Annotated in this window: 23 protein-coding genes; 18 read left to right on the top strand and 5 right to left on the bottom strand. The window is 40.4% G+C overall.

Features of this window, described 5'->3' with window-relative positions:
- The first annotated feature begins 90 nt into the window (after positions 1 to 90).
- From QJS83_RS15380 to rfbD, 6 genes are all read left to right on the top strand, one after another.
- Complete coding sequence (locus tag QJS83_RS15380; RefSeq protein ID WP_284606155.1) at positions 91 to 1305, top strand: O-antigen ligase family protein; 1215 nt, start codon at positions 91 to 93, stop codon at positions 1303 to 1305.
- An 84-nt stretch (positions 1306 to 1389) separates the two neighbouring features.
- Positions 1390 to 2283 (top strand): glycosyltransferase, encoded by an 894-nt coding sequence (locus QJS83_RS15375; protein WP_284606152.1) that lies wholly within the window; start codon positions 1390 to 1392, stop codon positions 2281 to 2283.
- The gene (rfbB, locus tag QJS83_RS15370) at positions 2280 to 3344 is read left to right on the top strand and encodes a dTDP-glucose 4,6-dehydratase (RefSeq protein ID WP_284606151.1); all 1065 of its coding nucleotides are present in this window, start codon (positions 2280 to 2282) and stop codon (positions 3342 to 3344) included. Before QJS83_RS15375 ends, rfbB begins: the two co-directional genes overlap by 4 nt.
- Positions 3341 to 4213, top strand: a complete 873-nt coding sequence (gene rfbA / locus QJS83_RS15365) for a glucose-1-phosphate thymidylyltransferase RfbA (protein ID WP_284606149.1) — start codon at positions 3341 to 3343, stop codon at positions 4211 to 4213. Before rfbB ends, rfbA begins: the two co-directional genes overlap by 4 nt.
- On the top strand, positions 4214 to 4762 hold the full coding sequence (gene rfbC, locus QJS83_RS15360) for a dTDP-4-dehydrorhamnose 3,5-epimerase (protein ID WP_284606147.1): 549 nt from the start codon (positions 4214 to 4216) through the stop codon (positions 4760 to 4762).
- Entirely contained in the window at positions 4759 to 5637 is an 879-nt protein-coding gene (gene rfbD, locus QJS83_RS15355) for a dTDP-4-dehydrorhamnose reductase (protein WP_284606146.1), read from the top strand. Before rfbC ends, rfbD begins: the two co-directional genes overlap by 4 nt.
- Before the next feature lie 5 nt (positions 5638 to 5642).
- Here rfbD and QJS83_RS15350 read toward each other — a convergent pair whose 3' ends face one another.
- Entirely contained in the window at positions 5643 to 6695 is a 1053-nt protein-coding gene (locus tag QJS83_RS15350) for a glycosyltransferase family 4 protein (RefSeq protein WP_284606144.1), read from the bottom strand.
- A 174-nt stretch (positions 6696 to 6869) separates the two neighbouring features.
- On the opposite strand from QJS83_RS15350, the gene QJS83_RS15345 reads away from it, so the two are divergent.
- Complete coding sequence (locus QJS83_RS15345) at positions 6870 to 8408, top strand: hypothetical protein (protein ID WP_284606142.1); 1539 nt, start codon at positions 6870 to 6872, stop codon at positions 8406 to 8408.
- Here QJS83_RS15345 and QJS83_RS15340 read toward each other — a convergent pair.
- The 4 genes from QJS83_RS15340 to QJS83_RS15325 all read right to left on the bottom strand — a co-directional run bounded on the left by QJS83_RS15340 (position 8405) and on the right by QJS83_RS15325 (position 12865).
- A complete protein-coding gene (locus tag QJS83_RS15340; RefSeq protein ID WP_284606141.1) occupies positions 8405 to 9142 on the bottom strand; it encodes an SDR family oxidoreductase in 738 nt (245 codons plus the stop codon). The genes QJS83_RS15345 and QJS83_RS15340 overlap by 4 nt on opposite strands.
- Positions 9139 to 10440 (bottom strand): FAD-binding oxidoreductase, encoded by a 1302-nt coding sequence (locus QJS83_RS15335; protein WP_284606140.1) that lies wholly within the window; start codon positions 10438 to 10440, stop codon positions 9139 to 9141. The genes QJS83_RS15340 and QJS83_RS15335 overlap by 4 nt, the downstream gene beginning before the upstream one ends.
- A complete protein-coding gene (locus QJS83_RS15330) occupies positions 10437 to 11852 on the bottom strand; it encodes a UbiA family prenyltransferase (protein WP_284606137.1) in 1416 nt (471 codons plus the stop codon). The genes QJS83_RS15335 and QJS83_RS15330 overlap by 4 nt, the downstream gene beginning before the upstream one ends.
- A gap of 128 nt (positions 11853 to 11980) precedes the next feature.
- Entirely contained in the window at positions 11981 to 12865 is an 885-nt protein-coding gene (locus QJS83_RS15325) for an O-antigen ligase family protein (protein ID WP_284606135.1), read from the bottom strand.
- A gap of 485 nt (positions 12866 to 13350) precedes the next feature.
- On the opposite strand from QJS83_RS15325, the gene QJS83_RS15320 reads away from it, so the two are divergent.
- The 11 genes from QJS83_RS15320 to QJS83_RS15270 all read left to right on the top strand — a co-directional run bounded on the left by QJS83_RS15320 (position 13351) and on the right by QJS83_RS15270 (position 23990).
- The gene (locus tag QJS83_RS15320; protein ID WP_284606133.1) at positions 13351 to 14103 is read left to right on the top strand and encodes a CatB-related O-acetyltransferase; all 753 of its coding nucleotides are present in this window, start codon (positions 13351 to 13353) and stop codon (positions 14101 to 14103) included.
- Entirely contained in the window at positions 14069 to 14860 is a 792-nt protein-coding gene (locus QJS83_RS15315) for a 6-hydroxymethylpterin diphosphokinase MptE-like protein (RefSeq protein WP_284606131.1), read from the top strand. Before QJS83_RS15320 ends, QJS83_RS15315 begins: the two co-directional genes overlap by 35 nt.
- 110 nt (positions 14861 to 14970) lie before the next feature.
- Positions 14971 to 15954, top strand: a complete 984-nt coding sequence (locus QJS83_RS15310) for an NAD-dependent 4,6-dehydratase LegB (protein ID WP_284606128.1) — start codon at positions 14971 to 14973, stop codon at positions 15952 to 15954.
- Positions 15947 to 17101 carry a LegC family aminotransferase gene (locus QJS83_RS15305; RefSeq protein WP_284606125.1) on the top strand — a complete coding sequence of 385 codons (1155 nt, stop codon included), beginning with the start codon at positions 15947 to 15949 and terminating at the stop codon, positions 17099 to 17101. Before QJS83_RS15310 ends, QJS83_RS15305 begins: the two co-directional genes overlap by 8 nt.
- Complete coding sequence (locus QJS83_RS15300; protein ID WP_284606123.1) at positions 17098 to 17982, top strand: methionyl-tRNA formyltransferase; 885 nt, start codon at positions 17098 to 17100, stop codon at positions 17980 to 17982. Before QJS83_RS15305 ends, QJS83_RS15300 begins: the two co-directional genes overlap by 4 nt.
- 2 nt (positions 17983 to 17984) lie before the next feature.
- Positions 17985 to 18992, top strand: a complete 1008-nt coding sequence (neuB, locus tag QJS83_RS15295) for an N-acetylneuraminate synthase (protein ID WP_350159296.1) — start codon at positions 17985 to 17987, stop codon at positions 18990 to 18992.
- Complete coding sequence (neuC, locus tag QJS83_RS15290) at positions 18985 to 20148, top strand: UDP-N-acetylglucosamine 2-epimerase (RefSeq protein ID WP_284606118.1); 1164 nt, start codon at positions 18985 to 18987, stop codon at positions 20146 to 20148. The genes neuB and neuC overlap by 8 nt, the downstream gene beginning before the upstream one ends.
- A gap of 18 nt (positions 20149 to 20166) precedes the next feature.
- The gene (locus QJS83_RS15285; protein WP_284606115.1) at positions 20167 to 21219 is read left to right on the top strand and encodes a nucleotidyltransferase family protein; all 1053 of its coding nucleotides are present in this window, start codon (positions 20167 to 20169) and stop codon (positions 21217 to 21219) included.
- A 3-nt stretch (positions 21220 to 21222) separates the two neighbouring features.
- Complete coding sequence (locus QJS83_RS15280) at positions 21223 to 21906, top strand: acylneuraminate cytidylyltransferase family protein (protein ID WP_284606112.1); 684 nt, start codon at positions 21223 to 21225, stop codon at positions 21904 to 21906.
- A gap of 27 nt (positions 21907 to 21933) precedes the next feature.
- Entirely contained in the window at positions 21934 to 22725 is a 792-nt protein-coding gene (locus QJS83_RS15275; RefSeq protein WP_284606109.1) for a hypothetical protein, read from the top strand.
- Between the two features lie 5 nt (positions 22726 to 22730).
- Complete coding sequence (locus QJS83_RS15270) at positions 22731 to 23990, top strand: oligosaccharide flippase family protein (protein WP_284606107.1); 1260 nt, start codon at positions 22731 to 22733, stop codon at positions 23988 to 23990.
- Positions 23991 to 24000 lie beyond the last annotated feature (10 nt).

The raw sequence follows: 24000 nt of genomic DNA, 5'->3' as shown, positions 1-24000 counted from the left end.
ACGAGAGCTTTCGATGGATTATACAGAGCGGGTCCTTTAGTGTCGCAGTAGGCCCTTTGGGGAGAGTGGATTAGGTGGTAGTGGGGTGCTGTGATTAAGCTTGAGAACCGATTTTTTAGATTGCTTTGGCAAATTACCTTAGTTTTGTGTTGTCTATCGGTATTTGTGTCTAAGAGTGGACTCTCTATTGCGGGTACTTTCCTTCTTTTGTTGTCATGCATCATTATTGAGTGGGGAGTGCTTTGGAGAGAGCGAAAAGGGCTTTTATTGATTGTTTTTCTTTATCCTCTCGCAATCCTGCTTAGTTTTTTTTCACTAGGCGGAACTGAATCGGCTTTTAAGGTGCTCATTTCTTGGCCATGGCCTCTTTTTGTGCTTCCAGCCTATGTTGTATCAAAAAGAAAGGACGATCAAAAAATCGTTCTAGTTACCCTTTGCATCAGTCTGCTTTTTGCGTGTGTTCAATCATATTTAATTTTTTTCAAAGATTTTAACGGTGTGTTCGACTCCGATGTAAGGGTGAGAAGTTTTTGGGATATTAGTCGCTGGGGAGTCTTCCTGGTCTCTGCAATTCTCGGTTTGTTAGCGATGGTATTGTACTTCGATAGACAGCGAAAACGAAAATACGTAATTATCTTTCAGATACTGGCATTAATGGCGGAGGTAAGTCTCATTTTATCGAATACACGAGCTCCATGGATCAGCGCAGGAGTAAGTGTTTTCTTAATGGTACTTTTTTTTCCTCGATTGTTCAAATTTTCTATGGTTATGGCATTTCTATTAATAGTTATGCTCTCCTTTAATGAAGGCATGAGAGATCGATTAGCATCAGTACTTAATATACAAAGTGCGAATGGCCGAGTCACGTCAACAGATGCGTCGAACGAAGCACGGCTATATATGTGGAAAGTTGGCGCCGAGTTTTTTTGGGGGCAACCATGGTTTGGTACTGGATTTGAGAACTCTGAACGCTATTTAAGAACTTTTGTGGATTCAAAGCCTGGATACAAGGAAAAGTATATAACTGATCAGTTTAGCTTTCGAGATCACCATTCTAGTTACTTAGCTATGTTTGTGCAGATGGGCGCAATTTTCGCAATCATTTTTTGGGGAATATATTTTGGGGCATTTTTCTTAATGTTTAAAAATTGGCATAGGACCCGTGACCTCTGGTCAGGCACTGTTTTTTTACTCATGATTGCCCACAGCGTGATGTTTGTTTTTTATACGTCTGTTCAGAGCTTCGAAATGATAGCATTGTTCCCATTTATCGGCCTTATTCCTAAGGCACCGGATATAAGATAGCTTGGATCTTGACCTCTGCACGTCGCAGCGTCGAAAAGCGATATTGGTTTAATTTTATAAGCACATTCGCTATCTTAGGTGGCGATGAGTATTGAAGTTAAAAGTTTTCATAATATGGCCTATGAAGGCCGTCTACGAAAAGGCGATAGTCCGAGTCTGACGCTTTTCATTGCATTTTACAATAACGTGGATTTTTTTGGAAAAGTCTTCGCGTCTATTGAGACCCAAACCTTAAAGAATTTTGAGCTCATCATCTGTGATGATGGTTCTCGAGAAGATGCAGTACAGGCGTTAAAGGAAATATACAAAGATTCAACAGTTCCTGTACTGCATATTTGGCATCCAGATCGTGGGTTTTATAAGAATGAAGCTTTGAACAGGGGTGTTTTAAGGGCAACATCTGAGTACTTTGTCTTCATTGATGCAGATTGTGTTTTGCATCCGAAGTTTTTGGAAGACCACTGGAATAATAAAATCGAAGGGCATACGCTCGCGGGACGAAGAGTGAACCTAACTCCCCAAGTAACGAAAAGTTTATCTCCCGAGAAAATCAAACAAGGTTACCTACAAAAAAACTGGTGGTGGCTCTTTCTTACAATGGCATGGATGAAAGATAATAACAGTATCAAAGGTTTTCGAGTTCAGTCACCTTGGCTTTACAAGATTCTCAATCGTAAACCCAGAGGAATTGTGGGCTGCAATTTCTCTGTTTTCAAAAAGGACCTTTTGGCCGTCAATGGGTTTGATATGAGTTATCATATGCCGGGAATCGGAGAAGATTCAGATGTTGACTTTCGACTTTCTGGCATAGGGGTTACTCCAATACCAATGTGTTTTCAGGGAGTACAATATCATCTATATCATAAGCTTTTGTCTCGCTCGGCCACGAATGAAGCTAAGTTTGCTGAGCTTAAGAAAACAAAAACCTACGTTACAAATTTTGGACTTAAAGAGTTAGAAAAAAGGATAGAGAAATGATCTTCGTGACTGGTGGTGCAGGCTTTATCGGGTCGAATTTTATCTTGAATTGGTTAACTAAGAATAATGAAGCCGTTCTTAACATTGATAAATTAACATATGCTGGGAATATAGAGAGTCTTAAGACGGTCGAATCAAATCCTAATTATCACTTTGCTCGTGTCGATATTTGTGATCAAAAAAGTGTTGAAGAGCTATTCAAAAAACACAAACCCCGAGCAATTCTGAATTTTGCCGCCGAAAGTCATGTTGATCGATCTATTCATGGACCTGGCGATTTCGTTCAAACGAATATTGTTGGAACCTTCTCGTTGCTTCAAGCTGCATTAGGGTATTGGCGTGAGCTTTCTGAAATGGACAAGCAGTCCTTCAGATTTTTACACGTTTCAACTGACGAAGTTTATGGAAGTTTAGAGCCTCGAGATCCGGCATTCTCCGAAACGACTCCCTACGCTCCCAATAGTCCCTATTCTGCCTCCAAAGCCGCAAGCGATCACTTGGTAAGAGCCTATTATCACACGTACGGATTGCCCGTGCTCACGACAAATTGTTCAAACAACTATGGTCCGCTGCAGTTTCCGGAAAAGTTAATACCTATCATTATTCACAATGCTTTGAGTGGTAAAAGTCTTCCGATCTACGGAGATGGTTCTAACATTCGTGATTGGCTCTATGTGATTGACCACTGTGAAGCCATTGAGCTTGTTCTCGAGAAAGGTCGTCTTGGAGAAACCTACAACGTCGGCGGGTGGAACGAGAAAAGAAATATTGAGGTCGTTGATACTATCTGCGCTGCGCTTGATCAGCTTCGCCCGCGTAGCGACGGTAAAAGTTACGCGATTCAAAAAGTTTTTGTCACGGATCGTCCTGGGCACGATAAGCGTTATGCGATTGATGCCACGAAGATCGAAAAAGAGCTAGGATGGAAACCAAAAGAAAACTTTGAATCAGGTCTGAAAAAGACAATTACTTGGTATTTGGAAAACGACGCTTGGGTGAAAAATATTACCTCCGGTACGTACCGAGAGTGGGTGGACAAAAACTATGGAGGAAGAAAATGAAGGGTATTATTTTAGCAGGAGGTTCTGGAACGCGCCTCTATCCGGCCACTACCGTCGTTAGTAAGCAGCTTCTTCCTATTTACGATAAGCCCATGATTTTTTATCCGCTAACGACACTAATGTTGGCAGGAATTAAAGACATTTTGGTAATCTCGACACCGCAGGATACACCTCGCTTCGAGCAGCTTCTTGGAAATGGAAATCAGTGGGGAATCAAAATCTCCTACGCAGTTCAGCCTTCCCCGGATGGTCTAGCACAAGCGTTTCTTATTGGTGAAAAGTTTATTGCCGGGGATGAGTGTGCTCTTGTTCTTGGTGATAATATTTTTCATGGTCAAGGATTCAGTAAACTTTTGCAGCAGGCCGCCAGTTTAAAAAATGGAGCATGCGTATTTGCCTATAAGGTTCAAGATCCAGAACGCTACGGTGTCGTTGAATTCGATTCCGAAGGGCGAGCAAAGTCAATTGAAGAAAAACCCAGCATTCCAAAATCAAGTTTTGCAGTCACGGGACTTTATTTTTACGACAACAAAGTAGTTGAGTATGCGAAGTCACTTAAGCCTTCAGCACGTGGAGAACTTGAAATTACGGATCTCAATCGGATTTACCTTGAGAAAGGATTGCTGAACGTTCACACGATGGGACGCGGATATGCTTGGTTAGATACAGGAACTCACGAAAGCTTGCTTGAGGCCAGTATGTTCATTCAAACCATTGAGCACAGACAAGGTTTAAAGGTAGCAGCGCCTGAAGAAGTCGGTTTCCGCATGGGGTATATTTCTAAAGAGCAGGTGCTTAAACTAGCGGAGCCGTTGAAAAAGAACCGCTATGGTCAATACCTTATTCAAATGGCCAACGAGGCTACCTAAATGCAGTTAAAACCAACTACATTAGAGAATTGCTATCTTATTGAACCTAAAGTTTACAGTGATGATCGCGGTTTCTTTTTTGAGAGTTTCAATCAGAGAAAATTTAACGAATTGATAGGAAATGACTCTTACTCTTTTGTTCAAGATAATCATTCTAAGTCATCAAAGGGAGTTCTAAGAGGTTTACATTATCAAATTCAGCACCCACAGGGAAAACTCGTTAGAGTAACCCAAGGTGAAGTCTTTGATGTGGCAGTGGACCTACGTAAATCGTCAGCTACTTTTGGAAAGTGGTTCGGAACAGTTCTTTCTGCCGAGAATAAGCTGCAGCTTTGGATGCCACCAGGATTCGCTCATGGGTTTGTGGTGTTGTCGGAAACAGCCGAGTTTCTTTACAAGACGACAGATTTTTATGCTCCTGAATACGAGCGATGTTTAATGTGGAACGATCGAGATCTGAAAATTGATTGGACGTATGCTGGTGAGCCTATTCTGTCAGAAAAAGATAAAAAAGGCATGAATTTTAAGAATGCCGAGGTTTTTCCGTGAAAACTTTAATCTTCGGAAGAAATGGTCAAGTAGCATGGGAACTTCAGCGCTCTCTTGCGGTGCACGGAGAGGTTCGGGCTGTGGGCAGCGAAGAAGTGAGCTTTCTTTCATTGGACTCTATTTCTAAAGTTATACGGGAATACAAACCTAATCATATCGTGAATGCAGCGGCGTATACGGCAGTTGACCGGGCAGAAAACGAAAAGGATATTGCAGATAAAGTAAACGGAGAGGCCGTTGGAGTAATTGCTGCGGAGGCAAAGCGTATTGGCGCATCTTTTATGCATTATTCCACCGATTATGTTTTTGATGGAACTAAATCGGAACCTTACGTTGAGTCAGATCAAGTTTGCCCGATAAATGCTTACGGCAGAAGTAAAGTATTAGGCGAAAAGCTTATCCAAGAAGTTGGAAGCGATTTTACCATTCTTCGTATTGGTTGGGTTTATGGGGCAAGAGGAAACAATTTCTATCGGACCATGCTTAGGCTAGGCGCAGAAAAGAGTGAGCTAGCGATTGTCGCTGATCAGATTGGCTCGCCAACCTGGTCTCGCCATGTTGCCGATGCAAGTGCTCATATCTTATTCGATCGTCAAAGAAAAGACAAAGCAGGTATCTATCACCTAAGTCCCCAAGGAGAGGTATCTTGGTTTGATTTTGCCTGTAAGATATTTGAACTAACGAGAACGTTGCATCCTTCGAGATCACTTAAAATCCAGACTATCAAAAAGATTGAAACAGAAGATTATATAACTCCTGCCTTAAGACCTTTGAATTCAAGAATGAATGCTAACAAGGTGAATTCTACTTTTGGGATCCAACTGCCGCACTGGGAAAAGTCTCTAAGGCTAGTTACTGCTGATGTGCCATTGTAACAATCTTATTTTATTAAAACTTCTTTGTAGACTGAGAGAGTTCGATCACAACATCTCTTCCATGTGAATTTTTTTGACTGTTCGTAACCTTTCGCAATTAGGCTATCGCGAAGTTTCGCATTAGTAAGAAGTTCAGATGTCGCAGAGGCGATTTCTTCCGGATTATCTGGTGATGCGAATAGTGCTGCGTCACCAGCAATTTCCTCGAGCACACCCCCAGAGGATGCGACGACCGGGCATCCATAAGTCATAGCCTCGAGAATCGGGATACCAAATCCTTCATACCAGCTTGGAAAGATAAAAGCTTTTGCATTTCTAAAGAGTTCATCTGCTTTTTCATCCGAAACGTAGTTGAGTAAAACAATTTGTGAGTAAGCGGAAGAGTTTGAAATGGCGTCTTGAATCTCTTCGCGTCCAAAACCCCATTTCCCAGCGAGAATAAGCTTTTCTGTGTGGCCTTTTTTAACTAAAAGTTCGAATGCCTTTATTACTCCTAGAATGTTTTTTCGCCTCTCAAGTGTTCCTAAAAATAAAATATAGTCGGAGAGAGATGTAGGGGTATTTGGGATAGTCTTCTTACTGTCACACCCCAGGTGCGTAACGTAGATAGGACATTGAAGTTCCGGAAAGTAAGCTAAGATTTCTTTTTTCGTGAATTCAGAATTTGCAATGATTGCATCTGGTGAAGAGGTAAGAACGCGGGAGAGATCGCGAATGCCTTTTTTAAAAAAGGCTGGATTGTTATACTTCTTTTTAAAAACGCCCATGTCATGAATGGTTACAATATTCTTTTTTACCAATGATTTTTGTATTTTAAAGTCGGGCCCGTGATAGACGCTGTCCGGTTCCCTGAATCCTATCCAAGGCCACATGATATGTACTGGGATATTTAGAAACTTTGAAAGCTTCTTCTTCTTTTTTATACGAGAAGGTTTTATGACCGGAATACACTCGATGTCCTCAGTATTAATCAAGGATTTAACTAATTGAATCATATAGATCCCAACTCCGGTTACTTTGTCGGGATCTAGTGTGCTTACATCAAAATAGATTCTCATCGAGGTGTCTCCAAGATAAAAAGTTACTCCTGTACAATAGGTTTTGTCATCTACTGATGTTCTTAAAGCTTTAGAAGAGGCATATATGTTGACCGAACATAAGATATATCTAGAATTCTATTGAGCCAACCGCAGGCCCCCTTTTTGATTATAAAATTTGAGGATTGAAAAAAGATGGTGTCATCACTGCTGATAAATTTTTTGCTTTTCTTTATCGTTGCCTATGGTTTTCGTAATGTTCAAATTTTAAGCATATTTATTTCGCGTTGCCTTAAAGTCATACTTCTAACGGGTTTATGCTGGCTGGTGATTACGGCAGTGGGCTATCTGGCGACACCTCTCTTTTTCGATCACGCAGAAGCGAATATTTCAGCTGTGGCTTCCTACATTCTGAAGGGAAACCCTGTTTACACTTCATTGGATGCGGCGGCTCGTTACTCTCTTTTGTATGGTCCCTGGCCATATTTAATGGCTGCTTTTTTTCAATCACTGGGAGGTTCTACTGTTTTACTAGGAAAACTCCCTGGGGTTATAAACTTGGGGATACTATTCACCGCAGCAATATGGCTGAATTCAGAATTAAAAACATCGAAGTTTAATAAAGTATTTGTCATCGGCATTTTGGCGATGCCCCTTTTGGGGTACTACAACTTTAGCTATTGGAATAGGCCGGACAGCTTTGTAACCGCTTATGCATTCCTGAGCTTTGCTTTCGCAGTTAAATCGCATCGTATCGGTGGAGCGCTTAGTGCAGTATGTATTGGTCTGCTTGCAGGTTTGGCAGTTAGTTGTAAGCTCCATTCAGCTCTCTATTTTTTGCCAACAATCGCTTACCTTTGGGAAACTCAAAAGTTCCAAATTAATTTCGCGAATATATCCGCCTGCCTTTTAGCTTTTCTTGCTGGCATCGTTTTACCCTTTATGCTTCGTCACGTGGATGCTGAGGCTTATTTGATGTGGCTGAAAATGGCCGCGAACCATGGGTTAGGTTGGAAGGATTTTGCTAGAAATCTTACCTTTATATCAAGTTTCCTGCTTTTTGCTTATTTTATCGGAGTCTTCCGTAGAAGTAAATTTACGTTTTTAGCACTTTTATTAGTTTCAGGTTTAATTGCTACTGTTGCGAGTAAACCGGGAGCGGGCGTTCATCATTTTATGCCATTGATTCCTTTGATTCTATGGCTTTGTAGCAAATGTTATTTTGAAATGGATTCAGACGAAAGAAGGCGAGCAAATATATTCGTGACCGCTTTCCTTTTGACGTTGTCTTTGAATGCTATAAACCGACAAAAAAGGATAGTGAAACTATTTTCAGAGACTGCAGAAAGAAAGCATGAGTTCGCGGACTTACAAAATCTAACTAAGGATTTAGAGGGAGATGTCGAGCTGGGATATTCGACGAATGCTAAGTATGAGTCGAGCTTTTATAAAACATGGCTAGTGGGAGAGGATAAGGGCTTACTTTTGGACGGTGCTGCTTTAATGGATATGAAGGCATCGAGACTCGATATTCCTCCTTCAACTTTGAAAGTCATAAAGTCATGTAAAATATCCTATTTTGTATTTCCCAAAGAGGGAGAACCATGGAGCTTATTAAGTTTTTATTCAGATGAACCGTTATTTTCCCCAGAGTTTAAAGGGCTGTTTCAATCTACATATTATAAAGTACGAGAAACTGAATTTTTCGCACTTTACCAATGTAAATCACCTTAAAGACGAAGGCGTTTAAATATCGACTCAGGGATTGATTTTATGATCATCATAATAAAGCGCCAGAAGAAGGGAAGATAAACAGTATTCTTTCTAGCTTCAATTGCATTGACGATTCCTCTGCCAACCGAGGGAGCTTTTCCGAATAGAGGTGTTTTCTTATGATCTTTTGTCATGGGAGTATCCACGGGACCTAGCTTAAGATTAACAACATGGACCCCTGTAGAGAACAAACGGTTTCTTAAACCATCCGTAAATGTTGTCATGCCTGCCTTAGCGGAGCCATAGACATAATTCGACTGTTTCCCACGATCTCCAGCGACAGAGGAAATTACGGCAATCGTACCATAGCCTTGCTTAACCATTTTCTGAGATATGAAGGTCAAAAGGGACGCGTGGGAAATAAAATTGCTGTTTAAGAGATGAAGCATTTCCTGCTGATTTACTTCGGCTTTGCGGGGATCGCCTAGAACGCCATGAGCCAACAGCACAATATCGATTTTTGAGTGGGTGGACCAGATCTCATCAACTTTAGAAGCGTGAGCTGTTAGATCATTTAAGTCATGATTGATAATTGTTAACGCTGAGCTGCCTCTTACTTTGAGATCTTGCGAAATGATATTGAGCATTTCGGCATTTCGGCCCCACAGAATAAGTTCGTGCTTCTTTTGAGCATAAATTTTTGCCACTTCTTGAGCGATAGCCGAAGTCGCTCCAATAATAAGAATTTTTTTCATCGTACACGTCTCCAGAAGCTAGAAGAAAATTTTGGATCTATGTGTTTTTCAAATTCAGACAGTCGAGGATAGAATGCGGCGAAACTTTCTTTACTCATGCGCGCATCTTTCGCGGGATAAACGGCGCCCTGTACAGACTTAACTATTTCATCGCATTTGCTAAGAACCTTGAGAAGCTTTTCGCCGTGATTCGGAAAATCTAAAGCCAATGTAACACCTTCTTTTGGAAACGAAAGCATCCCTTCAGAGGGAATTGACCCAAAAGTTTTTAGAACCGCTAAAAATGATCCCATTTGACTCTTTTTTAGAATATCGAATATTTCATAGAGAGCTGCACCTTGATCATCCTTGTAAGGGATTACGAATTGATACTGCAGAAAACCCCGACGGCCATAAATTTTGTTCCAATGATGAATAGAGTCCAGGGGGTAAAAGAACGGATCGTAGTGGATCGAATTCTTTTTATTGGAGGACAGGTTTTTGCGATAATAGAGTTCGTTAAATGCTCTTACCGATAGGCTATTCAACGTGATCTTTGGTAAAAAGAAAGGCACACGTTTCATGCCTGGCTCTTTATGAAGTCTATATCTATCTTTTTCTATTTCTCCGAAATTACCACGAATAAAAATTCCCCGAATATCTTTAGAGTTTACACAGTCTACCCATGAAACCGTAAACTCAAAATCCCTTTCTGACTCTTGTGATAAGGAAAAAAAATCTGCCAAAGAATTAAACTGAATTTGTTGTTGGTGAATCCAGGAAGATTGAATTTTCGTGAGCTTAAATTCCGCCCAAGTAATGAATCCTGTAAGACCCAAGCCACCGATTGTAGCGAAGAATAGGTCCGAGTTACTTTCTCGAGAGCAAATTAGACGTTCTCCTGAGGATTTTAAGAGTTCAAATTTAAGAACATGATGGCCAAAATTTCCTGCTCTATGGTGATTTTTTCCATGGACATCATTCGCAATAGCGCCACCAACGGTGACGTACTTCGTTCCAGGGGTTACGGGCAAAAACCAACCCGTTGGGAGTACTACTTTCAGAATTTCATCGAAGGAAACGCCTGATTCGCATATTATTTTTCCGGTGTTTTGATCGAAATCTATAAAATGATTGAGATAAGAAGTCCCTATTAATAGTCCATGGTCATTTAGGCAAGAATCGCCATAAGACCTTCCCAGGCCTCTAGGGAGACAAGCGAGTCCCGAGGTAGGTAGCTTCGAAAAACGACTAGAGATGTTTTTAAATACTTGCTCTTGCGCCTTTGGGTATAGGCCCCAACTGGGAAACTCATTCATATTGAAATCCCAAAAACGACACCTAAGATTGCGAAACAAATCCAACTTATTTTGTCTTTCACTGCAAAAACTACCGGATCATCGTGAACTTCGTCTCGATTAGTTAGAATCCAAATGCGTGAAATCCAGAAGAGTAACACTGGGGTCGCAAACCAAAGGTTTTGAGGGGTTTTATAGAGTGCTCGAACATCTGCGCTCTGTAAGTAGAGTAACACGATTAAGACTGATAATAGACCAGAGCCAACTCCCAATCCTTGAACCATGGGATAATCGACTTGTCGATAGCCTCGTCCGTCTAAGGTAATCTTATTTTTGCTGCGTATAATCTCTGTATAGCGCTTCACACAGGCGAGACTAAAGAAAAATAAAGTTGAAAAACTTAATAGCCATTCAGAAACGGGAACACTTGTCGCCGCAGACCCGGCGAAAATACGTAAGGTATACATCATGGAAAGAATTAGAATATCTACAACAACGCTTTGCTTAAGATATAAAGAATACGCAAGATTTAGAAATAGGTAAGTTGCTATCCATCCGGAATACTCAATGGGTAAGTATGAAGAGATAAGGGTAACGCCCAATAAAAGACAGGGTAAAAGTAGAACTCCCCATTTAATTTTGAGATCACCCGAGGCAAAAGGGCGATTTTTTTTAGTATGGTGGTTACGATCAGCTTTAAGGTCCAGAAGGTCATTTAGAACATAAACGAAAGACGCAGCTAAGCTAAATCCTGCGAAAGCACCTAAGCCCTGAAAGAATGTATCATGGTTCCAAAGCTTATGACCCGCAAGCGCAGGAAGGAATACCAAAATATTTTTTATCCATTGGTGGGGGCGAATCTGTTTTGCTAGTAACTGCAACGTTGAACTCTCGACGTCTTTAAGTAGGGTCGTAGGCTTATTTAGGGTAGATATTAAAGCCTGTAAGGACTTTGAAGGATTTACCGCTACTATCTCCGTGGATGCTCTCCAAACGTCTAAATCGGCAAAGGCATCTCCCACATAAGAAAATGAAGCATCTCCTATCAAATTCTTTATCGCCTTCAATTTGTGTGTACCTTTGAGATTTGTTTTTGTGTCGCTTCCAATAACTTGGTTAAAAAGTTCAAGTCTTTGAGAGATTTCGTTGACCCAAACAAAAGGGCTTGCAGAAGCCAGTATGAGTTCGTAATTGTTTGAATCATTTTTAGTCTTCAAATAAGAAAGCACATCGCTTCGAAAGGGAATAAGTTTGGGAACATGCGGAATATGTTCCGCAAGTTGAGACTTAAAGTAGGCCTTTCCACAAAGTAACCAAAAGGGGCTTAGCAAGAAGATGAGTGGTTTTGATTTAAGCAAAACAAGCCACTGTTCGTAGAGCAAGTCTGTTTTTAAAAGGCAGTCATCCAGATCGCACACAATGAAATGTTTCATTGTGTCAATCTAGTTACTTGTAAGCCTTTGAGCAAGGTAAAATCACGCATGGAAAACAATGCTGCGGCATTCGGTTTCAGTTCAAATGAAGGATCCGTTCGTTGCCTAATCAGCTCAAGTGAAGTTATCTATCGTGGTCTTCGTTTAAAATCAAATGTTACGGTAGTATTGTTTTCGGTTGCGAGCCAAATTAAAATGGCCCATGAAATCACCAGCCAATTGCGAGCCACATGAATCTCGAAGTTATTATCAGCAAATCCAGCAATCAAAAAGGCAGGCTGTATAGTAATTGCGCCAAGCAACAATCCTCTTTTTATTGTTTCGGAGTTGGGGATTATTTTGAGAGTTTTCAATCCCAGTAAAAAGAACAGAACAAAATTACCCACGTAAAGTATAGCTCCAACGAAGCCTGTTCCAGCCAAGAAAGACAGAATTTCGTTATGAGGATGGGTGTCGAACTCAGCAGTAATGTCTTTTTCTCCGTACATTTCAAAGTACTTCATAATGTCACGCTTATTATTCATGTAGCCAACGCCCATAATAGGATTGTCACGGAAGATTTTAACAGAGGTTCTCCACAAAGTTATTCTAATCGCGTCCCCAGGATTTGTAGAGAGAGTCTGAAGAACACGTTCTCTAGTGCCCCCGACATCAGTAATAAACAAAGCTCCAAAAATTAAACAGGAAGCAAAAAATGTTTTTACGGCAGTTTTCTTGTTTACCAAGACAAGCATGATAGGCAGTGACAATATCATAGCTACCCAAATTGTGCGAGTGAACGTCAAAAATAGTGCACTGGAGATTGTGAAGACTGTAATTCCTAATAGGACCGCAAGGCGTTTTTGGTTATTCTGAAAGTGTGTAATAAAAAGACCTAGTACCAAAAGAAAAACTAAAAAGTATGAATGAGCTAGAAAGTTGATATTTGTGAAGGTGCCCTGAAGTCGATTTGGATATCCAAAGTATTGAGGGTTCTCTGGCATCAAAAAATAGTGAGCGATAATAGCTACCATGGATGTAGAAGTTATACCCGCAAAGGTGGCAACAAAGACCCGACCTGGTCGCCATAAAGAAAGGACCCGAGAAAAAATTGGCAGCGCAGGAATCCAGAGGAACTCTAGTAGATAACTAAAGCTTTTTGCATGAAGTGGTGGGTTGAATAAGATCGTTAGGAATATCCAGAAATAGAATATATATAGCCATTTGTAGAAACCGACGTTGTAATAAATGTTGCGCCAAGTCCAAGGTGTTTTTTGGTACAATGTTACGAATAGAACAAAAAGTATTATTATATCGAAAGAGTACTCGCCTAAATTTCTCGAGAACAGACTAAGGGTGAGGCAAAGAGTAAATAATGTCGTCGCTGAGAGTGATATCAAGTTTTTTTTCGTGTCCGGCATAGTCAAATTAAATCGTTGTTGGGTAGGGGTAGTTGTAAGGGCTTTTAAAAGCGATAGCACTCTGAATTACGATTCAACGCTTGGCGTTGAGGGGCGTAATGTCTCTGACGCAGGGCAATTGCTCTTTCCATGTGGTCGCCGTTTGTTTTGAATTAACTCTTTTGCGTAAAACATTTTTACGCGTTTTCTGGGGCTTGAGGATTATGAAAATATTGATTCTGATAGAGTATTATTTTTGCAAAGCTTTAAAGAAACTTAAGCCGAGGGCCATCAAAAATAGCGTGGTTCATGTAAGCTCAAGCGTCGGCCCCGGTTCTGAGTTTATAAACTCTAGAATGGGTAGACACTCTTATCTTGGGATGGAATGTCGAGCTGTCGACACAACAATCGGAAGTTTCTGTTCAATTGCAAACGGATGTTCTTTCGGATTGGATACTCACTCAATAAACTGGGTTTCTACATCCCCGGTTTTTAACAGGAATAGAGATCAAATCAAAACTAAATTTTCGTTTCATGAGTTCAAGACAAGAACACACGTAAACATAGGTCACGATGTTTGGATCGGCGAGAACGTGGTGATTAAATCTGGCGTTAATATTGGGACTGGAGCAGTAATAGGGGCCGGTAGTGTCGTGACCAAAGATGTGCCTCCATATGAAATTTGGGGTGGTGTGCCTGCAAAGCTGATCCGTAGGCGATTTCCCGACGATGTGTCAGTTAGGTTGCTTCAGAGCCAGTGGTGGAATCTTGACGATTCTACATTGACTAAACTTGCTGCGTATATCCAAGAGCCTTCAATTTTTTTAGGAAAGCTTCATGAACAGACAGTTGATAAAACAAACCCTCGATAGCTCAATACTAGTATTACACAACACGGTTCTTGATTTACTTTTTTGGTTATCTCCCGCGCGAAAGATTGTGCAGCGTAATGAGTCTTATAAAAATAAACACGAAGGGCAAAGCTGTATAATTTTTGGTAACGGGCCATCTTTAAAGAGTTTTGATGTATCTGGGACCAAAGGGCATTTCACTTTTGTCGTTAATTATTTTTTTAAAAGTAATGCATTTCCCACATTGCAGCCTGATTATTATGCATTGATAGATGAGCTTTTTTATGAGGGCGAAATTGCAGCAACAAAGGAAGCCATCAAAAAATACCCGCAGTGTACTTTTCTTTTTAAAAGTAAATGTTTAAAAAGCGATTTCTTGAGAAGCTTCGCAATGACAAGTAGTAAGGCAATTGTAACCTTTAATCAAAAGGCTTTGGTCGATTCAAGTGTTCACTACGACATGACAAAGAATTTTACAGCGTCGATTAACGTAATCAATCATTGCATACAGTGTGCCATCTACATGGGTTTTAAACGCATCTATCTCGTAGGTTGTGATTTCAACTCGTTTACTTCAAACAAAATGCAGCATTTTTATGAGAATAAGAATGATGAGAAAGCTCTCTCATTAGGCGACGAATTAAAATTTTATGCGGAAGTCTGCTACCATCATTATGCGTTGAATAAGCTTGCGAGAGGTATTGGTATTGAGATAATTAACGCAACGCCCAACAGTCTGCTGGATGCCTATCCTAAAGGAAGACTGCCTGCGAACTAATGTGACACCATTTTTGTACGTCATGGATATTGCTTTAAGTCATTAAATGCTTTGAATAGACTCAAGAATTCCGCGGAGATAAGATTTGCCGCTCAGTGAGGAGTTGTCTTTTGTCAAAAAAAGTTCTGATAACAGGTGCAGATGGTTTTATTGGTTCTCATTTAACGGAACTACTCGTTTCCGAAGGTTATGAAGTCCGCGCGCTAGCGCAATACAATTCTTTTAACTCGTGGGGATGGTTGGACTCGTCCCCATTAAAAAATGAATTCGAAGTTGTATCTGGGGATATTCGTGACCCTTTTTTCTGCAAAGAAATTTCCACAGGGATGGATACGATTTTCCATTTAGCGGCTTTAATCGCAATTCCATTTTCTTACGTTGCTCCACAATGTTATGTTGAGACCAATGTCACGGGGACGTTGAATATTTGCAAAGCTGCAATGGATGCTGGCGTTTCACGGGTTATACATACTTCAACGAGTGAAGTATATGGAACCGCTCAGTATGTTCCTATCGACGAGAAACATCCTTTGCAACCGCAGTCTCCTTATAGCGCCTCGAAAATCGCCGCTGATGCTATGGCAATGAGCTTCTTCAATTCTTTTAGTCTTCCTCTAACAATTGCTCGACCATTTAATACATATGGCCCTCGTCAATCGGCTCGTGCAGTAATTCCCACAATTATTGCGCAAATTGCGTCTGGGAAAAAGGAAATTAGTTTAGGTGATGTGACTCCAACTCGTGATTTTAATTATGTGACCGATACGTGCAGAGGATTTCTAGCATTAGAGAAGGCTACTAATTGTGTTGGGAAGACCGTCAATATTGGATCAAATTACGAAATATCTATAGGTGAAACGTTCGAGCTTATTAGAAGAATAATGAAATCAGACGTTAGGATTCAGCATGACGCCGACCGTACTCGTCCAAAAAACTCAGAAGTTCATAGGTTGTGGTGTGATAATTCTGTTATTCAATCCATCACTGGATTTAAGCCGGAAGTTTCTATTGAAGAGGGATTAGAAAAGACCGTTGAATGGTTTTGTAACCCCTCAAATCTAGCAAAATATAAGGCAGACATTTATAATGTTTAGCGACGTTATCGGGTTTATTAAAGAGTTATACGGCAATGAACAATTTATTCCTCTTCATGCACCAGTTTTCAAGGGAAACGAAAAAAAATATGTGAATGAGGCGATTGACTCTACTTTTGTCTCTTCTGTCGGTGCATTTGTTGATCGCTTTGAGGTAGAGTTCGCTAAGTACGTCGGCGCAAAAAAAGCGGTAGTTACAGGCAATGGAACCTCGGCGCTACATGCGGCTTTGCATCTTTTGGGCGTCTCTAACGATGATGAGGTTGTTACACAGGCGCTTACTTTTGTAGCTACGCCAAATGCAATCTCATATTGTGGTGCTCATCCTATCTTTTTAGACAGTGATGAGGACACTTTGGGATTGTCGCCATCATCCTTGGAACAATTTTTGTCTGATTGTGCAGAAATTCGAGATGGTGTTTGCTATAATAAAAAAACGAATAGACGTATTAGGGCTTGCATGCCTATGCACGTATTCGGGCATCCGGTTAAAATCAGAGATATTGTTAAAATTTGCGACGCCTTTTGCATTCCGGTTCTTGAGGACGCAGCAGAGTCCCTTGGAAGTGTCTACGATGGTGTTCATACCGGTCTTTATGGGCGAATAGGTGTTTTCAGTTTCAACGGAAACAAGATCATTACTTCCGGTGGCGGGGGTATGATTGTAACAAATGATGAAGCTTTGGGTAAAAGGGCAAAGCATCTTACTACCACGGCCAAAGTCCCTCACGCTTGGGAGTTTTATCACGACGAAATTGGTTTTAATTATCGAATGCCAAATTTGAATGCTGCTCTTGTATTTGGCCAACTCGAACAACTTCCTAGCTTTATATTAAATAAACGAGAGACGGCTGAAATTTATAAAAATTACTTTTCAAAAAAAGGTATCCAGTTTTTTTCTGAACCTCAGTTAGCAAAGTCAAACTATTGGCTGAATGCTATACTCTTAAAAGATCGCTCTGAACGGGATTTGTTTCTGCAGGAGACAAATCAAAATGGGATAATGACTAGACCGATTTGGAACCTGATGCCTGATTTGCCAATGTATAAGTCAGCATATACTGGCGATTTAACCGTAGCGAGAAGTTTGGGTGATCGAATCGTGAACATCCCAAGCAGCGTTAGAGTTCACGGAGAGAATGTATGAAAATTGGATATTTTGCGGACGGTCCTTGGGCCCATAAAGCTTTGGAATTAATTTTTGCATCGTCTGCGTTTGAAGTGAAATTTATCTGTGTGCGTTTTGACGCACGGGATCCGGTTTTGATCGAGATGGGGGAAAAAAATTCAATCCCGGTTTTGATGCATCCTAAAATCAACAGTGAAGAGTTTCGTTCCAACTTGGTATCTTATGAATGCGATATTTTCGTCTCGATGTCATTTAATCAGATATTTAAAAAGCAGATATTGAATATTCCTCCTTTAGGAGTCATTAATTGTCATGCTGGTAAGCTTCCTTTTTATCGTGGCAGAAATATTTTAAATTGGGCTCTGATTAACGACGAGAAAGAGTTTGGTATTACCGTGCACTTTGTTGATGAGGGTATTGATACCGGCGATATCATTTTGCAGGAAACATATCCTATTAGTGACGAAGATGACTACGGAAGTTTGCTCCGGATTGCGCAAAATGAATGCGCATTCTTATTGTTTAAGGCGCTTAAGGTAATTAGTGAAGGCTCATATGAGCGAATTGTTCAAGCGTCAATTCATCCTGAAGGCTTCTATTGTGTGCGTAGGCTGCCGGGCGATGAGTTCATCAATTGGCATCAAAGCAGTCGTGATATCTTCAATTTTATTAGGGCTGTTTCTGCACCTGGTCCGATGGCTCACACAAGACATTGCGAAGACATTGTTAAGATCAGCAAAGCTTTTCAGCGCAAAGAAGTTCTTTCTTTTAAAGGCATTCCCGGTTCTGTGATTGGTAAAACGGAAAAAGGATACATTGTTAAGACTGTAGATTCTTCTATCGAGATCCATCTAGCCGAAGAGCAAAAGATATTGAAAATTGGAGACAGACTATCATGAGGTTGAAGAAAGTGTTAATCATTGCCGAAGCAGGAGTGAACCATAACGGTGATCTCGAGACGGCTATTAAGCTCATTGATGTTGCTGCGGAAGCAGGAGCAGACATCGTCAAATTCCAAACGTTCAAGGCGGAGACACTAGTGACAAGCGAAGCTCCGATGGCAGAGTATCAAAAAAATAACATTGGCATGAACGGCGGAAGTCAATTTAACATGCTGAAGAAACTAGAATTAAAGCCGGAGTATCATCATGCTCTCATAGAGCACTGCCGTAAGAAAAATATTAAGTTTCTGTCAACAGGATTCGATGTCGCAAGTTTAGACTTTCTTAAGACTCTTGGAATGGGAATTTGGAAGATTCCAAGTGGAGAGATCACTAACCTGCCATATCTCGAGAGGTTGGCAGCTACTGGTGATCCAATCATTTTGTCAACAGGTATGGCTGACCTTGTCGAGGTACGTGATGCAGTAAAAGTTCTCACGTCAAAGGGAACTCCGCTGTCTAAAATTACCGTTCTTCACTGCAATACTGATTATCCGACGAAGATGTCTGACGTTAATCTAAATGTAATGGCTACTTTGGGAGCTGATTTAGGTGTTGCTGTCGGATATTCTGATCACACAATGGGAATTGAGGTTCCAATTGCGGCTGTTGCTTTGGGAGCAACCGTTATCGAAAAACATTTTACTTTAGATCGTAATATGGAAGGACCAGATCACAAAGCGTCTCTTGAGCCACATGAGCTTAAGGCTATGGTGACTTCAATCCGAAATATTGAGGAGGCGTTAGGTGTCTCTCAAAAAATACCAACGCAAAGTGAGTTTAAGAATAGAGCTGTAGCTCGTAAATCGCTCGTGGCTAAAGTAAATATTAAAAGAGGCGAAGTGTTCTCTGAAGAAAATTTGACTGTGTTGAGACCTGGAACTGGCATATCTCCGATGCGATGGTACGAGTTTCTTGGCAAGACCGCTGCTAGGGATTATTCTATCAACGAGCTCATCGATGAATAAGGTTTGTGTTTTTACGAGCACTCGAGCTGATTTTGGTATATTAACACCCCTGTTAAAACGTCTTCTATCTGAACCTGTATTTGAATTAAGGCTTTTTGTTACCGGTACGCATTTGTCAAAAGGGCATGGCCTAACAGTAGACGAAATAAAAGCTCAACAAATACCTATTTTCTATCAAGTTCCTGTGATTATGGAGGACTCTGTCGATATATTTCATCTAGGGATTATGGCTGAGGCTTTAAGTAGTTTTGCGAAAGTTTTGGCTGCAGATAAACCCGATTTTGCAATTCTTCTAGGTGATAGGTTCGAAGCCCTTGCATTTGCAGTTGCATGCAATGGCTTGGGAATTCCGATAGTTCATCTACATGGAGGAGAGGTGACGGAAGGCGCTTTGGATGAAGCTTATCGCCATTGTATTTCTAAACTTTCATACATTCACTTTGTAGCGACGGAACGATATCGTGAACGTGTCATTTCGTTAGGTGAAGCCCCGGATCGTGTGTTTAATGTAGGCGCACTTGGCGTCGATAACATTAAAAATGTTCAGCTACTTTCAAAGAAGGAAATGGAAGCTATCCTCGGGATAGACTTGCGCTCCGAGGTCATTGCGATCACATATCATCCCGAAACATTAAATCCTGAAAAAGATCATGCTCAAGTTAAAGCTCTATTGACGGCCTTAGAGAGTAGAATTGAAGCTGGAATTACAAGTGTTGTATTCACAAGGGCTAATGCAGATCATGGGAATGAAGCGATTCACAAAGAGATTGAAGAGTTCGTTAAAGTTCACTCAAGAACGACGGCTTACGTTTACTCACTCGGAATGAAACGCTATTTGTCTCTCTTAAAGATTGCAAGTGTTGTTGCCGGTAATTCTTCAAGCGGAATTATTGAGGCTCCTGCGATTGGAACTCCAACTGTAAATATAGGAGATCGTCAAAAAGGACGTGAAATGGCCAAATCTATATTTAACGTCGCTGGTACCGTTGATGAAATCTCTGATGCGATAAATGCGGCCGTGCGTTTTAAAGAGACTCACGGTGCATGTTCTTTCTCCTTGTATGGAATTGGAAATGCTGCGGAACAGATGGTTGAAATTCTGAAGTCAACGAAGTTTACCATCTTTCCTAAAAAAATGTTTTATGATCGAAAATAAGAATATGGTGGATTAATAATGAAAGTTACATCCGATATTTTTGTATCACCTCAGGATACGCTTCGTCGCGCGATGGAAATTTTGGATAAAAATCTATTGCAGATATGTTTTGTGTTAAACCAAGAGGGAAAGCTTGTTGGTGCATTAACTGATGGTGATATTCGTCGTGCACTTTTGAAATCACCCAATATGGATCAAAAGGTTGTCGATGTAATGAACAAAAGTCCAAGGGCCATATCCGAAGGATTATCTCGGAGTGAGGTGTTGGCCAAAATGCGTCAGTGGCGAATTCGTCATTTGCCAGTACTTGATAGTACTGGGCGTGTTGTTCGCATTGAGGGTTCAGATGAGCTATTTGGCCTTATTAAGCGAGAAAACAAAGTTATTCTCATGGTGGGAGGTTTTGGAAAAAGGTTAAGTCCTCTCACTGATAGTATACCAAAGCCTCTTTTGAAGGTTGGGGGTAGGCCCATACTGGAAACTATCGTTCGGCGTTTTAGCGAACTCGGATTCTATAAGTTCGTCTTCGTCGTTAATTATCGCGCTGAAATGATTAAAGAATACTTTGCAAATGGAGAGAAGTGGGGGGTTGCAATTGAATATCTACACGAAGATATACCTCTTGGAACCTGCGGAGGTCTTTCAATTATGCCTGATATTCCTAAAGAACCTTTTTTTGTAATGAATGGTGACATTTTAACTCGTGCGAACTTTTCTGAAATGCTTGATGCTCACTCTTTTACGGGAGCAGCAGCAACGATGGTAGTGCGTGAGCATTATATTGAAATTCCGTATGGAGTAGTTAGAGTCGACGGTGATAATATTTTGTCTATAGAAGAAAAGCCTAGGGAGCGTACATTTGTAAACGCTGGAATCTATATTTTATCACCAGAAGCATTAAAACACATTCCTCAAGGACAGTTCTTTGATATGCCGAATCTATTTACGGCTTTAAAGCAGGAGAATAAGTCGGTTCGATGTTACAAGTTAAAAGACTATTGGGTCGATATTGGGCGCTTGGAAGATTTCCATAGAGCTCAGGCAGAGTTCGAAGGACATTTTGGTGAGTAATTCATGAAGAACCTCGCAATAATACCTGCAAGAGCTGGCTCCAAAAGAGTTCCAGGAAAAAATAAACGAAAATTTCTAGGAAAACCATTAATCCAGTGGACCATGGACGCAGCGATTGCGGTTGAGAAAATATCACGCGTTGTGGTCACTACTGATGATATTGATATTCTCAATATGAAAAGTTCATATCCGTCTATTACATTTATTGAGCGAGAAGGACATCTGGCGACAGACGGTGCAACGAGTGTCGAAGTGATATTGGACGTGATATCGAAGATAAAAGATGAATTTGATAATATTATTCTGTTGCAACCAACATCACCACTTCGTGGCAGCAAGGATATTGCAGAGTGTCTTAAGGTTTTTTATGAGAGTGAATTTGAGCAGATTGTTAGTGTGCGTCCTTGCTCCGAAAATATTTCCCATATCGCGATAGAATCACAAGGACTATTAACAAAGTTAACAAATTTTCTTCCTGTAAAAAGCCCGGAGAATAAGTTAGTAGTTCTAAACGGAGCGATTTATATATCCAATTACAATTATTTTATCCAAAAGAAGTCCTTATTTACAGAAAAAACAGGCGCCTTTGAAATGGAATCTAGTATTTCCATTGATATAGATTATGAAGAAGATTGGATTAAAGCTGAACAAGCAGGCGTACGCATGCTCAAAGGCGAAAGGCCGTAAGTCATGTGTAAAATTCTTAGTATTCTAATGTATAGAAAATGGCTTTTCCTCATTTGTGCAACTACGTGTGGCATACTTGGCTTTTTATTTTCTTTTAATTTACTCTCGGATAATCGAATTGAGCGAGTTACGTTTTCGGTGAATGATGAACTCGAGAGCAATGAAGATATTATTTATATTAATTCATGGGATATTAAATGGATTAATAATGAAACAGTGATCTTAGCTGGAGACTTGCTTCGTCAAACAATCGGAGAAGTTTTTTATAACGTCGATGACTTAAAAAGAATCAGATTGGAAACGGGTGATTCAGGTTTGCTGGATATTCGAAGTTATTATGACCCTTATCGCAAACAGTATAATCTTTTTCTTACCAAAAATTCTATGAGCCTCCCTAGCACATCGGTTGATGTGCTAGGGAGGCTTCAGGTACGTATCGTTGAGCGTTTTTTGGATAAGGTAAAAATTGAGGTTCAAAGAAAGCTTGCGGAGCTTCGAGCACAAGAAATGCGAGTGACCAGAAAAGAGATCTTTAATAGAAAGAATGGTGCCCAAAGAAAAGCCGACGCTAAGTCCGACAATTTAACTACCCTAACGGAAATAAGGAGTGACCTTGAAGATCTGTCCTCTCGAAAAATTTCACTTAGTGGATTGAATTTGTTTCGCATCGAGAAGACTGAATCTACAGATAGCGGTAATTCTGGAAAAAGCTTATTATTTGCAATTTTGTGTGCTTTTTCGGGCGTAGCGATAGCCGTGTTAGTTGTTAGCTATTCTGCGGTTAGAGGGGACATGACTTATGAATTTAAAGAGACTTAGATTGTATGAAAGTCTCGATCATTAAGGGATTAGGTTTCAACTCCTTAATTTATCTTATTTCAGGAATAATCAGCGCGGTGATTCCATTTCTCGCAATGCCTCTCTTTACTAAACACTTAAGCACTGAAGAGTATGGGATGGTGGGACTTTTTCAAGGTATTTACACAATTTTCCTTGCTGTGGTGGGGTTTGGAGCTTCGGGTTCAGTAAGTAAAAAGAAAGTTGAATTTAGCGACTCTGAATTTGGTGTTTATAATTATAATATTATTCTATTGTGGTTGTTAAGCGGTATTGTAATTTCCATTGTTTTAGCCACGTTAATTAATCCAACTAAAAATCTTTTCGATATTTCTCCATTTATAGTCTGGGCAGGATTTGGATACGCTTTTTTTTCTTTTGGCTTAAATTTCTTGCTTGCGATCCTTCAATCGGAAGGTGAGACGGTTCTTTATAGTATTTTCCAAATTCTCAGTATTCTTTTAAATGTCGTTCTAGGATTAATTGCCGTCGTCCACTTTTCTGGAGGAGGAAGAGAGCGGATTTATTCTATTTTGTTGGCTTCAGCTGTTATGGGTATTGTCTCTATATTGGGAATTGTTAAAAAGCGGAGAGTGGTGGCAAGTTATGATGCTAGGCACATCCGTAATGCTCTTAAATTTGGTGTTCCTTTAATACCCCACGGGTTGACCATTTTTCTTAGTAATTGGGCATCGTTATTTTTTTTGAAGAAACTCGTAGACGCATCCTCAGTCGGTATTTACTTGTTTGCGTTTCAGTTGTCGATGATACTGGGGGTTGCATGTGATGCTTTCAATCGGGCTTTTGTTCCTTGGCTTTTTGAACATCTCAAAGAGGGTTTAGAGCAAACCAGAATCTTGGTTGTTAAAATAACTTATGCACATTTCGTTGTTATGTTAGGCATAGCAGCTCTGGCTTTTCTAGTAGGTCCACTCTTTATTAGTTTAGTCTTTAACGAAGAGTATCAGGAAGCTAAGTCTCTAATCGGTGTCCTGGTGCTTGGTCAGGCATTTGGCGGGATGTATTTAATGGTTACGAACTATCTATTCTATACCGAAAAAACCGCTATCCTTTCTGTTGTTACTATTGGTTCAAATCTTTTGGGGCTTGGTTTAAGTTACTTTTTAATAAAAGAGAATCAGGTAATGGGGGCCGCTTACGCTTTTTTGATCACTCGGGTTATTGCATTTTTTTTGGTTTGGTGGATATCCAATCTCAACTATAGCATGCCGTGGCGATTAAGGTAACAAAGGGAAA

Origin of the sequence: Bdellovibrio sp. 22V (assembly GCF_030169785.1) — a bacterium.
Lineage (GTDB): Bacteria > Bdellovibrionota > Bdellovibrionia > Bdellovibrionales > Bdellovibrionaceae > Bdellovibrio.
The sequence above is the reverse complement of the archived record's forward strand: the minus strand, read 5'-3'. Positions and strand labels throughout refer to the sequence as shown.

Bases quoted from the DNA above. Each gene is read 5' to 3' on its own strand.
- rfbC (WP_284606147.1), top strand. From the start codon at position 4,214: ATGCAGTTAAAACCAACTACATTAGAGAATTGCTATCTTATTGAACCT.
- QJS83_RS15275 (WP_284606109.1), top strand. From the start codon at position 21,934: ATGTATAGAAAATGGCTTTTCCTCATTTGTGCAACTACGTGTGGCATA.
- QJS83_RS15350 (WP_284606144.1), bottom strand. From the start codon at position 6,695: ATGAGAATCTATTTTGATGTAAGCACACTAGATCCCGACAAAGTAACC.
- QJS83_RS15325 (WP_284606135.1), bottom strand. From the start codon at position 12,865: ATGGTAGCTATTATCGCTCACTATTTTTTGATGCCAGAGAACCCTCAA.
- QJS83_RS15315 (WP_284606131.1), top strand. From the start codon at position 14,069: ATGAACAGACAGTTGATAAAACAAACCCTCGATAGCTCAATACTAGTA.
- QJS83_RS15340 (WP_284606141.1), bottom strand. From the start codon at position 9,142: ATGAAAAAAATTCTTATTATTGGAGCGACTTCGGCTATCGCTCAAGAA.
- QJS83_RS15300 (WP_284606123.1), top strand. From the start codon at position 17,098: ATGAAAATTGGATATTTTGCGGACGGTCCTTGGGCCCATAAAGCTTTG.
- QJS83_RS15335 (WP_284606140.1), bottom strand. From the start codon at position 10,440: ATGAATGAGTTTCCCAGTTGGGGCCTATACCCAAAGGCGCAAGAGCAA.
- QJS83_RS15375 (WP_284606152.1), top strand. From the start codon at position 1,390: ATGAGTATTGAAGTTAAAAGTTTTCATAATATGGCCTATGAAGGCCGT.
- rfbB (WP_284606151.1), top strand. From the start codon at position 2,280: ATGATCTTCGTGACTGGTGGTGCAGGCTTTATCGGGTCGAATTTTATC.
- neuC (WP_284606118.1), top strand. From the start codon at position 18,985: ATGAATAAGGTTTGTGTTTTTACGAGCACTCGAGCTGATTTTGGTATA.
- QJS83_RS15270 (WP_284606107.1), top strand. From the start codon at position 22,731: ATGAAAGTCTCGATCATTAAGGGATTAGGTTTCAACTCCTTAATTTAT.
- QJS83_RS15345 (WP_284606142.1), top strand. From the start codon at position 6,870: ATGGTGTCATCACTGCTGATAAATTTTTTGCTTTTCTTTATCGTTGCC.
- QJS83_RS15305 (WP_284606125.1), top strand. From the start codon at position 15,947: ATGTTTAGCGACGTTATCGGGTTTATTAAAGAGTTATACGGCAATGAA.
- rfbA (WP_284606149.1), top strand. From the start codon at position 3,341: ATGAAGGGTATTATTTTAGCAGGAGGTTCTGGAACGCGCCTCTATCCG.
- QJS83_RS15330 (WP_284606137.1), bottom strand. From the start codon at position 11,852: ATGAAACATTTCATTGTGTGCGATCTGGATGACTGCCTTTTAAAAACA.
- QJS83_RS15320 (WP_284606133.1), top strand. From the start codon at position 13,351: ATGTCTCTGACGCAGGGCAATTGCTCTTTCCATGTGGTCGCCGTTTGT.
- QJS83_RS15285 (WP_284606115.1), top strand. From the start codon at position 20,167: ATGAAAGTTACATCCGATATTTTTGTATCACCTCAGGATACGCTTCGT.
- QJS83_RS15280 (WP_284606112.1), top strand. From the start codon at position 21,223: ATGAAGAACCTCGCAATAATACCTGCAAGAGCTGGCTCCAAAAGAGTT.